Source organism: Amnibacterium sp., assembly GCF_036559085.1.
In the GTDB taxonomy this organism is placed as follows: domain Bacteria; phylum Actinomycetota; class Actinomycetes; order Actinomycetales; family Microbacteriaceae; genus Amnibacterium.
In genome coordinates, this window is the sequence record NZ_DATBTU010000029.1 from 1 (window position 1) to 12,142 (window position 12,142).

14 protein-coding genes are annotated in these 12,142 nt (G+C 71.2%); 7 read left to right on the plus strand and 7 right to left on the minus strand.

The annotated features are described in order from the left end of the window. The 5 genes from VIG76_RS05435 to VIG76_RS05455 all read left to right on the plus strand — a co-directional run. A partial coding sequence (locus VIG76_RS05435; protein ID WP_331951875.1) for a type II toxin-antitoxin system Phd/YefM family antitoxin occupies positions 1 to 213 on the plus strand: 213 nt, incomplete at its 5' end. Further along, on the plus strand, positions 213 to 602 hold the full coding sequence (locus VIG76_RS05440) for a type II toxin-antitoxin system VapC family toxin (RefSeq protein WP_331951877.1): 390 nt from the start codon (positions 213 to 215) through the stop codon (positions 600 to 602). The genes VIG76_RS05435 and VIG76_RS05440, both read left to right, overlap by 1 nt. Positions 603 to 796: 194 nt before the next feature. Further along, on the plus strand, positions 797 to 2,032 hold the full coding sequence (locus VIG76_RS05445) for an HNH endonuclease signature motif containing protein (protein ID WP_331951879.1): 1,236 nt from the start codon (positions 797 to 799) through the stop codon (positions 2,030 to 2,032). Between the two features lie 163 nt (positions 2,033 to 2,195). After that, the gene (locus VIG76_RS05450; RefSeq protein WP_331951881.1) at positions 2,196 to 2,975 is read left to right on the plus strand and encodes a hypothetical protein; all 780 of its coding nucleotides are present in this window, start codon (positions 2,196 to 2,198) and stop codon (positions 2,973 to 2,975) included. A 4-nt stretch (positions 2,976 to 2,979) separates the two neighbouring features. Then, positions 2,980 to 3,687, plus strand: a complete 708-nt coding sequence (locus tag VIG76_RS05455) for a class F sortase (protein ID WP_331951883.1) — start codon at positions 2,980 to 2,982, stop codon at positions 3,685 to 3,687. A gap of 24 nt (positions 3,688 to 3,711) precedes the next feature. Here the strand turns inward: VIG76_RS05455 and VIG76_RS05460 are convergent, their stop codons facing one another. From VIG76_RS05460 to VIG76_RS05490, 7 genes are all read right to left on the minus strand, one after another. After that, entirely contained in the window at positions 3,712 to 4,155 is a 444-nt protein-coding gene (locus VIG76_RS05460; protein WP_331951885.1) for a hypothetical protein, read from the minus strand. A gap of 122 nt (positions 4,156 to 4,277) precedes the next feature. Beyond that, positions 4,278 to 5,741 carry a purine-cytosine permease family protein gene (locus VIG76_RS05465; protein ID WP_331951887.1) on the minus strand — a complete coding sequence of 488 codons (1,464 nt, stop codon included), beginning with the start codon at positions 5,739 to 5,741 and terminating at the stop codon, positions 4,278 to 4,280. After that, a complete protein-coding gene (locus VIG76_RS05470) occupies positions 5,738 to 6,622 on the minus strand; it encodes a carbon-nitrogen hydrolase family protein (protein ID WP_331951889.1) in 885 nt (294 codons plus the stop codon). Before VIG76_RS05470 ends, VIG76_RS05465 begins: the two co-directional genes overlap by 4 nt. 120 nt (positions 6,623 to 6,742) lie before the next feature. Then, entirely contained in the window at positions 6,743 to 7,858 is a 1,116-nt protein-coding gene (locus VIG76_RS05475) for a 5-methyltetrahydropteroyltriglutamate--homocysteine S-methyltransferase (protein ID WP_331951891.1), read from the minus strand. 18 nt (positions 7,859 to 7,876) lie between these two features. Next, positions 7,877 to 8,269 carry a VOC family protein gene (locus VIG76_RS05480; protein WP_331951894.1) on the minus strand — a complete coding sequence of 131 codons (393 nt, stop codon included), beginning with the start codon at positions 8,267 to 8,269 and terminating at the stop codon, positions 7,877 to 7,879. 33 nt (positions 8,270 to 8,302) lie between these two features. Next, the gene (locus VIG76_RS05485) at positions 8,303 to 9,061 is read right to left on the minus strand and encodes a hypothetical protein (protein WP_331951896.1); all 759 of its coding nucleotides are present in this window, start codon (positions 9,059 to 9,061) and stop codon (positions 8,303 to 8,305) included. 40 nt (positions 9,062 to 9,101) lie between these two features. Next, on the minus strand, positions 9,102 to 9,893 hold the full coding sequence (locus VIG76_RS05490; RefSeq protein WP_331951898.1) for a hypothetical protein: 792 nt from the start codon (positions 9,891 to 9,893) through the stop codon (positions 9,102 to 9,104). A gap of 139 nt (positions 9,894 to 10,032) precedes the next feature. On the opposite strand from VIG76_RS05490, the gene VIG76_RS05495 reads away from it, so the two are divergent. After that, positions 10,033 to 11,223 carry an MFS transporter gene (locus tag VIG76_RS05495; protein WP_331951900.1) on the plus strand — a complete coding sequence of 397 codons (1,191 nt, stop codon included), beginning with the start codon at positions 10,033 to 10,035 and terminating at the stop codon, positions 11,221 to 11,223. Between the two features lie 82 nt (positions 11,224 to 11,305). Continuing rightward, on the plus strand, positions 11,306 to 12,142 hold an 837-nt coding region (locus VIG76_RS05500), incomplete at its 3' end, for a DUF222 domain-containing protein (RefSeq protein ID WP_331951903.1).

Consider the following 12,142-nt stretch of genomic DNA (forward strand, 5'->3'; position numbering starts at 1 on the left):
GCGAAGACGCACCTCTCCAAGCTGCTGCAGCGCGTCGCCGAGGGCGAGACCATCCTGATCGCGCACGCCGGGCATCCCGTCGCGCAGCTCGCCCCTCTGCCTCCGGATGTGACGCCATCGCGACTCGGGTTCCTGGTCGGCGCCATCTCGGTCCCCGACGACTTCGACTCGATGTCCGCAGAGACCATCTCGTCGGACTTCCGGGGCGACTAGTGGCGGCCTACCTGGCGGACACGCACCTGCTGCTCTGGGCCGCGAGCGCTCCCCGCCGGCTTGGCAAGGCGGCGGCGGACATCATCGGCGACATCGGGAACGAGGTGCTCTTCAGCGCCGCATCGATCTGGGAGATCGCGATCAAGTCGTCGCTGGGACGCTCGGACTTCAGGGTCGACGCGGCCGTCTTCGCGGAGGCGCTGCGGACGAACGGGTTCACGGAGCTCCCGGTCCGGGCCGTCCACGCGGCCCGCGTCGCCACCCTCCCCGCGCTGCACGCGGATCCGTTCGACCGCATCCTGGTCGCCCAGGCGCAGTCCGAAGGCGTGACGCTGCTCACCCGGGACGAGGCGGTCGCCCAGTATCCCGGGCCGATCCGGCTCGTGTAGCGCCCGGCGGTCCGCTGCCGGGGAGGTCCCGGGTGACGCGGTGCCCGCTGGCGTCTCGTAACCCGGTCTCCTCATGGCGAGTTATCCACAGCCCTGCCTTCTCTCGAACGCATCTACGAAGGTCGCGATAAACTGGAGACATGGCAAGCGGCCCGGCAGAACCTCAGGACATGGGTCCGATACGGCATCGCGATGTGACGCCCTGGCTGGCCCGGTTCGAGCCCGCGGCAGAGCCGATCGCGGAGGACGCGAGCGACTACGAGCTGCTCGACGCGGTGGAGATGCTGCATCGCACGCAGGCCGCGCTCCACCTCGAGAGGGCAGGGCTTCTCGCGATGCTGTGGTCGCGTGCTCGGTCCGATAGTGAGGGCGATGAGGCGGTGCTGCGCGAGGTGGCGATGATCAGCGGGGTCTCGCAGGCCGCTGCCGAACGAATGCTCACGACCTCGCTGGTGCTGCAGCACGGGCTCGCGGCGACGCGGGAGCAGCTGGTCGACGGAACCCTGCCGTGGTCGCACGTGGAGGTCATCGCGGCCGGCGCGAAGCAGGTCGACGCGGCGGACGTGGATCGATTCGAGGCCGAAGCGATCCGGCTGGTCACCGGGGCGGGGATCGGTCAGGCGAAGGATCGGGTGCGTCAGCTGATCGACCGGATGAATCCGGATGGCATGGTCGAGCGGCACAAGGCGGCGCGCGCCGAGAGCGACGCCACGCTGGAGCCGGCGGCGAACGGGATGGCGTGGCTGCACCTGTACATCGCCGCGGTCGAGGCCGTCGCGATCCGTGATCGGCTGACGAGAGAAGCCATCGCCCTGCACGGTCGTGCCGGCGAGACGCGGTGCATCGGTGCGCTGCGGGCGGACGTCGCGATCGACCTGCTGCTGGCCGCGTTGCCGGCAGCGTCCGACTGCGATGACCAGGACCGGACGCGGCGCACCCGGAGCCCTCTCGGCATCGTGCCGCAGGTGCACGTGACCGTCCCGGTCATGACCCTCCTGGGTGAGTCGAACGAGCCCGGGCACCTCCGCGGCTACGGCCCCATCGACCCCGAGACCGCCCGCCGGCTGACCGCACAGGCACCCAGCCTCTTCCGGGTCCTCGTGGAGCCGGGCACCGACACGATCGTGCAGGTCGGGCGAGAGCACTACGAGGTGCCCATCGGGCTCCGACGGTTCCTGCAGCTCCGGGACGACCGGTGCCGGTTCCCGGGCTGCAGCCGCAACGCGGATCTCTGCGACATCGACCACACCACTCCGTGGGCAGGGGACGGCGAGACGAATGCGAACAACCTCGCGTGCCTCTGCCGGTTCCATCATCAGCTGAAGGAACGGGGCTGGTGCGCGGAGATCGACGACGACGGGGTGATGCACTGGACCTCGCCGTTCGGCAGGCGGCGTACGACCGTGCCTGTCGTCCGTCTCGCGGCCTGAGCCGTCGACGTCGACGGCCTTCGGCTCGCCCGAGCGTGTTTATTGGCTGAGTGCAACCTGTGCATTCGCGCATGCGACCCAACGGGTTCGCGGAGGGGTTCGAAGTCCTCGCACGTGGCGCTCCACCCAGGAGGGCCGCACTGCGATCAGGAGGACATCTCCCGTGAAGAAGAAGACAGCAGCGCTCCTCGCAGCGCCGGCCCTCGCGCTCGGTCTCACCGCGTTCAGCGCCGCCCCGGCGTTCGCCGACAGCGGCAGCACGTCGTACCAGGCCCAGCTCGGAGCGATCAACCACAGCGGCGCCTCCGGCTCCGTCACGGTCTCGGTGACCGGCGACCAGGCGCACGTGCACCTCACCGCGAGCGGGCTCGCCAAGACCTTCAACGGCGGCGCGTTCCCGCATGTCGCGCACATCCACATCAACGGGCAGCACATGTGCCCGACGCCGAGCGCCGACAAGAACGGCGACGGCGTCGTCTCGACCCCCGAGGCGCAGCCGGACTACGGGATGATCGGCAGCACGCTGTCGGCTTCCGGTGACACCAGCGCGAAGGCCGCGCTCGACGTGAAGGTCGCAGCCGGCACCGGCGGCAGCTTCACCTACGACCGCACCTTCACCGTGAACAGCGCGACCGCCAAGGCGCTGAAGGCGGGCACCGCCGTCGTCGTGGTGCACGGGCTCGACCCGGCCACGCTGAGCGCGAAGGCGCAGAAGGAGAAGAGCCCCCTCACCTCCTCGCTGCCGCTCGCCGCGACCGCGCCGGCACTCTGCGGTGCGCTGAACGCCTCGCAGATGTCGATGCCGAACGGTGCTGCGGCGACCGGCGGCGGCGCCGCCCCGATCGAGGGCGGCATGGTTGCCCTCGGCGGCGGTCTGCTGCTCGCGGCCGGCGGCACGCTCGTCGCCCGTCGTCGTCTCGCCCGCCAGGACGGCGCGCGCTGACCCGATGAGGAACCCCACCTCGCACCGTCGTCTCGGCCAGGTCCTGGCCGGGGCGGCGGTGCTCCTCGGGATCGGCGGCGCCGCCACCGTCGGCATCGGCCTGCAGGGGGCGCAGGGCGCGCCGAGCGGCTCGGCCGGCATCGCGACACCGACCGCATCCGCCGCGCCGACACATTCCGCCGCGCCGCAGCTCGCCGCCCCCAGCACGGCGCCTACGCCCACGCCGTCCGCGACCGCTTCGCCCCACCTCGCTCGCTCGGTGCCGACGCGGCTGCGGATCCCGTCCATCGGCGTGGACACCGCGCTGATGCAGCTCGGCCTGAACAAGGACGGCACCCTGCAGGTGCCGCCCTACGACAAGCACGCCCCCGCGGGCTGGTACCGCGGATCCCCGACGCCCGGCCAGATCGGGCCGTCCGTGATCGTCGGCCACGTCGACACGTACAAGGCCGGCCCGACCGTGTTCTACCGCCTCGCGCAGGTGCGGGCCGGCGCGACGATCACCGTGGACCGCAAGGACGGCACGACGGCGCACTTCGTCGTGGACCGGGTGGAGAACGTGCCGAAGGACCACTTCCCGCAGCTCGAGGTCTACGGCAACACCGATCGCGCCGAGCTGCGGCTGATCACGTGCGGCGGCGACTGGGACGCGGCCGCCCACGACTACGCCGACAACACGGTGGTGTTCGCCCACCTCGTCCCGTCGTCCTGACCGGATCGCCCGTGCATCTGCTTGTCAGCGGGTCGTGAGCACCAGGAGGAACTGACCGCCGCCGGGCTCGACCTTCGCGGCGACGCCGAGGTCGGGCGCGAGGCGCGACAGCCGGTCGACGAGCCACGTGCCCGCCTGCTCGGCGTCATCGCGGGTGGGACAGCGGGCCACGACCTCGCGGCCGCCCTTCCGCGAGAGGCGCTCGGCCGTCTCCACGATCGGCGCAGGCTCGATGACGAAGATGTCAGAGGGCCACGGGACGACCGCCTTCACCGCTCCCTTACGGGTGTTGCAGGCGCGGTGGGCGAGACGCTCGGGTGCGGGAGCGCCCTTCTTCGCCTTGGCGCTCGTGACGGCGTCGATGCTCGGTCCGCGGGGATCGTTGACGCTCATCGTCGGATCCACCGGCTTGTCGCACAGCCAGCAGCGCCAACCCGCGCGATCGCCAACCTCGGTGAGGGTGCTCATCCTGCGACGGTACGGGGTCGGGCCCGGGATCAGTGCCGGACGACATTCCGCCGCCGGTCGGTCCGGGCCGAGCGGACGGAGGCCGCCGATGCCAGCCGGGCATCAGCAGGCCGGGCGCGCCCCTACGGCAGCACGTGCTCGGAGGCCGCCCTCTCGATCTCCGCTGTCTGCTCATCGGCGAGCCTGCGCTCCGCCTCGACATTGATGTTCCGCGTGAACAGCCAGTAGAAGAACGCGGCCACCGGCAGCCCGATGAACAACGAGATGTCGACGCCACCCATCGCCTTCGAGACGGGGCCCTCGAAGAATCCGGCGACGTCGAAGAACGGGATCATCGCGGCGAACCCGAGGAGGTAGGCCACGATTCCCTGCCAGCCCCAGCGCCGGTAGATGCCGTTCGGCTTGAAGATCTCCGCGATCGCGTAATGCCCGCGGCGGACGATGAAGAAGTCCGTGAGGTTGACCGCGGTCCACGGGATGAACAGGTAGAGGATCAGCAGCAGGAAGTCGGTGAAGCCGCCGAGGAAGTTCGCCGAAGCGAAGAGCGCGAATCCGATCGAGATGGCAGCCGTCACCACGATCGTCGTGATGCGGATCACGAGCGTCGGCCGGATCTTCACGAAGCTGTCGATGGAGGAGATCAGCGTGAGTGAGCCCCCGTACATGTTCAGAGCCGTCACCGAGACGAGGCCGAGCGCCGCGATGATGAGCGCGATTGCGCCGAAGCCGGGGAACAGCAGGTCGGCCACGTGCTTGAGGTCGACGACGGTGTTCGAACCGATGTCCTTCGCGGACACGGCGATCCAGCTGCCGAGGAACATCACCCAGATGCCGCCGAGTGCGCTGCCCCAGAACGTCCACGCGAAGGTGTTGCGGGTCTTCACGGTCGGCGGCAGGTAGCGGGAGTAGTCGGACACGTAGATCGCCCAGGAGATCTGGTAGCCCGCCGCGACGCCGAGCTGGGCGAAGAACGGCACGGCGTTGAAATGGGTGAGGTCGAGCTGGGCGGCGGGCACGTGCAGGTGCACGACCGCCGACAGGGTGAGGAGCGCCAGCATCAGGATCGTGAGGATCATGAGGTACTTCTCGAACGAGTGGATGAGATCGTAGCCGACCAGTGCGATCGCGGCAGCCAGGATCGTCACCGCCCAGAGCCAGAGCGGATTCGACGCCTGCCCCGAGCTGATCGCGCCCCCGATCGACTCACCCGCGAGGATCGTGTTGAAGATGTTGAACCCGGCGTACTGCAGATAGGCGAACAGCCACACCAGCAGCGCCCCGACGTATCCGAACTGCGGTCGCGACTGGATCATCTGAGGCAGCCCCAACTGCGGGCCCTGCGACGAGTGCGCGGCCATGAAGATCGTCCCGATGAGGATCCCGAGGGCGATCGCGATGAACGACCAGATGAGGTTGCCGCCGCTGGTGATGCTGATCAGGCCGGTCGCGAGCGTCGCGATCTGGGCGTTGCTCATGAACCAGAGCGGCCCGATGCGGGACACCCTGCCGTGCCGCTCGCTGAGCGGCACGTAGTCGATCGAACGGACCTCGATACCCCGGGTCCGGGGGCTTGTCGTGGTGCTCATCGCGCGGCTCGTTCTCCTTCTGGGTTCCACCGGTTGGGGTCGATGCGTCCGTCGTAGAGCGGCAGCTCGAGCGGCGGATCCGTGTCCCGGAACTGGGTCCACATCCGGTTGACGCCGGCCGTGCCCCGTTCCCGGACGCGGGTGATCTGGTCGAGGTCGAGCAGGTCGCGCAGCACAGCGCGCTCGTCGTGCTCGACGGCGACGCGAACGAGGCCTTCGGGGTCGACGATGAGGCTGCGCCCCTCGCCGATCGGGCCGGCGCAGTTGACGCTGACCGTGAAGGTCTGGTTGACGATCGAGTTCGCCCGGGCCAGGAGAACCTCCTGCGCCCGGTCGGGCGTGGTGGTCTTCACGACGTTCAGCACGACTTCGGCGCCCATCCAGGCGAGGTGCCGCGTCACCTCGGGGAACCACGCGTCGTAGCAGATCGAGAGCCCGAACCGGCCGACACCGTCGAGGTCGACGGTCACGAACTCGGCGCCCGGCGTGTACGGCTCGTAGGGGCGCCACGGGAAGACCTTGCGGTAGCGGGCGCGAAGCGTGCCGTCGGGGGCGAAGACCACTGCCGTGTTGAACAGCTCGCCGGCCGGACCGCGCTCGCAGATGCTGCCCGGCAGCAACCAGATCCCCGCCGCTCGGGCGACGTCGCCGAGGCCGCGGACGAGCTCGGAGTCCAGCGAGCGGGCCGCGTCGTTCAGGAGCTCCACGTGATCGGCGTCACTCGAGGCGATCGTCTCGGTTCCGAAGAGATGCAGCTCGGGGTAGATGAGCAGGCTCGCGTCCTGCACGTCGCGCAGGACCTCCTCGGCGAACCCGTCGAGGTCGCCGCCGATCGGTCGGGGTCCCGCCTGCACCGCCGCGATCTGGACGAGCCGGGTCACGCGACTCCTTCGCCGAACAGGGTCAGCGGGACGGATCGGATCTCCGCCTCTGAGGCGCGAATCTAGGGCATCGCCGGATGCTGCCGCCAGGCGTTTTGCGAGAACGACGGGGGCGGGGGCTCAGCCGATCGAGCCCCACGTCTTCTCGGCGATCTGCACGATCTCGCGGAGTTTCGCCCACTGCTGGTCCTCGGTGAGCACGTTGCCCTCCTCGGTGGAGGCGAAGCCGCATTGGGGGCTGAGGGCGAGCTGCTCGAGCGGCGCGAACTCGGTGGCCTCGCGGATCCGCTGCTCGATCTGCGCCGGGTCCTCGAGGGTGCCGGACTTCGAGGTGATGAGGCCGAGCACGACCCGCTTGTCGCCCTCGGGCAGGAAGCGGAGGGGCTCGAAGCCGCCGGCGCGGTCCGTGTCGTACTCGAGGAAGTAGCCGTCGTAGTCACACACCTGGAGCAGTTGCCGAGCCACCGGCTCGTAGCCGCCGGAGGCGATCCAGGTCGAGCGGAAGTTGCCGCGGCAGACGTGCGTGGTGATCGTCATGTCGTCAGGGCGGTCGCGGAGCGCCTCGTTCAGCAGCTCCGCGTAGGCGTCGGCGAGGCCGTCGGTCTGGATGCCACGCTCATCGGCTCGCTGCCGCTCGACGTCCGAGCAGAGGTAGGCCCAGGCGGTGTCGTCGAACTGGAGGTAGCGGCAGCCGGCGTCGTAGAAGGCGCGGATGGCGTCGCGCCAGGTCGCGGCGAGGTCGGCGAAGAGGCTGTCGCGGTCGGGGTAGATGTCCCGGTCGACCGCGTGTGGCGCGAGGCGGAAGTGCATCACCGTCGGCGACGGGATGCACATCTTCGGCGTCACCGAGGTGTGGTCGCGGACGAACGCGAAGTGGCGCAGCATCGGGTGGTCGGCCGGGAAGCGCACGCGGTCCCGGATCTCGACGGCCAGCGGCGCGGGCGCGGCGCCCTGGAACGCCATGCCGCTCTGCCCCTCGACGATGTCGACGCCGTCGAGCATCCCGAAGAAGTCGAAGTGCCACCAGCCGCGGCGGAACTCGCCGTCGGTGACCGCCTGCAGTCCGACCTCCTCCTGCTTGCGGATGACGTCGAGGATCGCGTCGTCCTCGATCTGCGTGAGGCCGGCGGCGTCGAGCCGGCCCTCCGCGAGGGCGGTGCGGGCGTCGTGCACGGCCTGCGGGCGCAGGAAGCTGCCGACGATGTCGGCGCGGAACGGAGGCGGGGGAGTGGCCATGCGTCCTGTCTACAAGCCCTACGCGTCGAAGCGCGAACCGCCGGGCGTCGAGGCCTGCAGGATCAGCCCGTTGCCGTCCGGGTCCGTGAACTGCACGTACCGGCCCCACGGTGCCTGCTGCACGCCGCCCTCGATCGTGACGCCGTGCTCCTCGAGCCGCCGGGCTGACTCCTCGAGGTCGGGAGTCTCGAGCACGAGGCCCCGGACCGATCCGGCCGGCATCGAGTCGAACCAGGTCACCAGGGTGATCGCGGTCTCGGCGCCCGGCGGGCGGACGCGGACCCACCGCATCGCCGGCCCCATCCGCTGGTCGTCGATCAGCTCGAAGCCGAGCACGTCGACGTAGAAGTCGCGGGCACGGTCCTGGTCGGTGACGGGCACGGAGAAGAGCTGGACGTGGGAGACGGGCATGCGATCAGTCTGGCGGTTCGGTCCGACGAGGCGTCAGTCGCTGAACGCGACGGCGATGCCCCAGCGCACGCCGTCGGGCACGTCGACCGTCAGCTTCACCGGGCGGTCGCCGTTCGGGTAGCGGAAGGTCGCCATCGTCGGGACGCCGCCCTCCTGCGCGCCGGCGCGGCTCGCGTCCAGCACCCCCTGGGACTCGCTGCCGAGGCCCGCCCGGTAGGCGCTCCACCCGGCAGGGCCGGCGAACTGCGTGACGAGGAAGACGGTCGCGCGCCCCTGGTCGGCCGCCTTCGGCACGCCCTCCAGGGTCACGGATCCGGGTCCGCGGCCGTGGCGCTCGACGAGGAACAGCCGCGACACCCTGCCGAGCTGTGGGGCGGCGCGGTGGGTGACGAGGAAGGCGGCGATGCCCGCCGAGCCCCCGCTGCCGAGGTTCTGGAGGAACTCGGTGCGGGCGGCGTCGTCGACGGCGATCGTGCTCGGCGACGGCGGCGGATCGACGGGGCTCGCCTGGCCCCGCGGCTGCAGAGCGACCAGGGCGCCGAGGATCGCGACGGCACCGACGACGGCCGCGAGGATCGTGAGGGTTCGGCGGCGGTGCGGGCGGTCGGGGGCTGGGTCGGGTTCGCGCGCATCCGCCGGCTCGTCGGCCGATGCGGGAGCCGGCTGCGGCTGCCCCTCCGCTTCGAGGGCCGCGCGGTAGCGGGCGTGGTCCTGCTCGGTCGCATCCGCGTCGTAGAGACGACGGCGGAGCTCCTCGGCCGTCACGCCGTTCCCATCCGCGGCCTCCGACATCGGGGCAAGTCTGCACCGGGCGCGCAGCCCTGCCGCGCCGTCAGCGCTTCGCGGGTCTCGTGGAGCCGAGGAAGACGACGAGGAGCGTCCAGCGCAGGCCGCGCGGGGCGCCGATCGCGAGGTGCGTGGGCGGGGCGCCGGAGTAGCTGAAGAGCACGGGCGAGGGCACGGGGGAGCCGGCGAGGACGGTGCCCTGGGCGATGACCTCCTGGTACGACGTCCAGTCGCGACGGGTGGCGAGGCGGAGCGTGCGCCAGTCGATCGGCGACACCGCCGAGGACGAGAGCACCACGACGCCGCGGCCCCCGGAGAACCCCGCGGACGAGACGTCGAGCGGCACCCAGGCGTCGCCGACGCCCTCGAACTGCTGCGCCTGGGCGACGGTGCCGTCGATGGACACCGATTCGGCCGCCGGGGCGGCGACCACGGAGGCCTGCTGCACGATCGTCTGGCCGTCGCCGATGTCCTGCGGCGCCGCGGTGGTCGCGGGATGCGGCGTCGGCGTGGGCGTGATCGCGGTGTGTGGGCGGGCCGGGCTCGCCGCGGCGGCGACGCCCACGCCCACCCCGACGACCAGTAAGGGCGCGAGGGCGAACGCTGCGACGCGGATGGTGACGCGCCTGGGGCGCCGGGCGCGGATGGGAGGCGCTGCATCCGGCGCCGGTGCATCCGCTACCTGAGCGCCCGTGCCGGGGTGCTCGAGGCGGATGATCGAGTCGCGCACCTCGGCGTACCGGCGGAGGTCCTCCTCGCCGGCGCCGTCGCGGTAGAGCCGGCGGCGCAGCTCGTCGAGACGCTCCTGCGCCTGGACGGACTCCCGGGACCCGCTCACGTGGTCACTCTCCACCTGAGACCGCCTCGGCGCCATGGGGAGGACGATCCGAACCGAGCTCCTCGGGGCCGGGTCGCCCGAAGCGGACGAGCGCGGATCCGTTCCCGTCCAGCGGCCGCGTGGAATGCTGGATCCGCTGATGGGTACGGGGGACGGAGGACGGGGCGCGCGGCCCGGCACCGGCCTGCTGCTCGCCGCGATCGTGCTGCTCGGGTTCCAGCTGCGGAGCCCGCTCGTCGCGCTCGCGCCGATCGCATCCGCCGCGCAAGCCGGCTGGGACGTGAACTCGACCGCGTTCGGCCTGCTGACGAGCGTGCCGGTGCTCTGCTTCGGGCTCGCGACGCCCCTGGCGCTGTTCCTGCAGCGGCGGGTGGGCCTGGAGGCCTCGATCCTCGTCTGCCTCGGCGGGATCGTCGCCGCGACGGTGCTGCGCTCGATCGACGGGTTCGGCGTCGCGCTCGCCGCTGTGGTGCTGCTCGGGCTGTCGATCACGATCGGCAACGTGCTCGTGCCGACGATCATCCGCCGGGACGTGCCGCGGCGCGGGCGCCCGGCGGCGACCAGCGCGTACAGCGTGTCGGTCAACGTCGGCACCTGGCTGACGGCGCTGGGCACCGTGCCGCTGTCGGTGGTCTTCGGATGGCGCGTCGCCGCGGCCGCGTGGAGCGTCGCCGGCATCGCGACCGGCGTCGTCTGGATCGTGCTGCTGCAGCGTGCGCGGGCGTTACCGCAGCCGGTGCTGATGCGGCCGCCGCGCTATCGGCCGGACCGACTCGCGATCCTGCTCAGCCTCGGCTTCGCCTGCCAGGGCTTCAGCTACTACGGCGTGACCACGTGGCTGCCGACGCTGCTCGCGGATGAGCGCGGGTACAGCGCCGCGGTCGCCGGCACGGCCTCATCCGTGTTCCAGATCGCGGGGATCGTGGGGGCGATCGGGGTGCCGCTGCTGACGCTGCGCTTCTCGTCGCGCACGGTGCTGGCGATCATCGGACTGCTGTGGATCAGCCTGCCGGTCGGGCTGCTCGTGGCGCCCGAGCACTTCGTGCTGTTCGCGATCCTCGGCGGGGCCGGGCAGGGCGGTGGCTTCGCGGCGATCTTCACGATCATCGCGGAGGTCGGCGGCGACCTGCAGCGCACGACCGCGCTGTCCGCATTCGTGCAGACCATCGGCTACATCGTCGCCTCGGTCGCCCCGCCGGTGGTCGGCGCGGCGCACCAGCTGACCGGCGCCTGGACCGGCCCGATGGTCGTGGTGCTCGTCGCCACGGTCGGGTTCCTCGTGCTGAACCTGTCGGCGGCGACGCTGGCGGGGCGGCGGGAGGCCGGCTGAGGCCCGCGGTGATGGCCCCGCTGGTCATCCACAGGTGCTGGCACTTCGAACACGTGTTCGAATGTCGTGGTAGTCTTCCGGTGTGGATGCGGACGGCGAGGCCCTCGGAGAGGGTGCGGCACGGCGTCATAGGGACGTCGCTCCCTGGCTCGCCGCGCTGACGCCGGCCGAGGTGCTTCCGCTGCCTGCGGATGCGAGCGACTGGGAGCTGATGGACGCCGTCGAGGTGCTCCACCGCACCCGCGCCGCGCTCGACCTGGAGCGGGCCCGGGTGCTCGCTCGGATCTGGGGGCAGCAGCGCACCAGCGCCGACGACGAGGCAGTCCTGCGTGAGGTCGCGATGATCTCCGGGGTGTCGCTGGCGGCGGCGGAGCGGATGCTGTCGACGTCCCTCGCGCTGGAGCACGGTCTTGAGGCCACGAAGGAGAAGCTGCTCGACGGCACGCTGCCGTGGTCGCATGTCGAGGTGCTCGTCGATGGCGCGAAGCAGGTCGATGCCGAGTTCGTCGAGCAGTTCGAGGCGGAGGCGATCCGCCTGATCACCGGTGCCGGGATCGGGCAGGCGAAGGACCGCGTGCGCCGGCTCGTGGACCGGATGAACCCGGACGAGATGGTGGACCGGCACAAGAAGGCGGGTGCTGAGCGCGACGTGACCCTCGAGCCCGGAGCCAACGGCATGGCCTGGCTCCACATGTACCTCCCGGCCGTGGAGGCCGTCGCGATCCGTGACCGGCTGACCCGGGCGGCGATCGCCCTGCACGGTGAGGAGGGCGAGGACCGGTGCATCGGCCAGCTGCGTGCTGACGTCGCGATGGACCTGCTGCTGAACGTGCTGCCGGAGGCGACGGATTGGCAGGTCCTGGACCGGGACCGTCGCACCTGGGGTGCGCTCACGATCGTGCCGCAGGTGCACGTCACC

What these genes read in the sequence shown, in the direction of transcription:
- VIG76_RS05460 (WP_331951885.1), bottom strand. Translation starts at nt 4,155, where the DNA reads ATGAGCACCCTCACCGAGGTTGGCGATCGCGCGGGTTGGCGCTGCTGG.
- VIG76_RS05475 (WP_331951891.1), bottom strand. Translation starts at nt 7,858, where the DNA reads ATGGCCACTCCCCCGCCTCCGTTCCGCGCCGACATCGTCGGCAGCTTC.
- VIG76_RS05485 (WP_331951896.1), bottom strand. Translation starts at nt 9,061, where the DNA reads ATGTCGGAGGCCGCGGATGGGAACGGCGTGACGGCCGAGGAGCTCCGC.
- VIG76_RS05480 (WP_331951894.1), bottom strand. Translation starts at nt 8,269, where the DNA reads ATGCCCGTCTCCCACGTCCAGCTCTTCTCCGTGCCCGTCACCGACCAG.
- VIG76_RS05465 (WP_331951887.1), bottom strand. Translation starts at nt 5,741, where the DNA reads ATGAGCACCACGACAAGCCCCCGGACCCGGGGTATCGAGGTCCGTTCG.
- VIG76_RS05455 (WP_331951883.1), top strand. Translation starts at nt 2,980, where the DNA reads ATGAGGAACCCCACCTCGCACCGTCGTCTCGGCCAGGTCCTGGCCGGG.
- VIG76_RS05495 (WP_331951900.1), top strand. Translation starts at nt 10,033, where the DNA reads ATGGGTACGGGGGACGGAGGACGGGGCGCGCGGCCCGGCACCGGCCTG.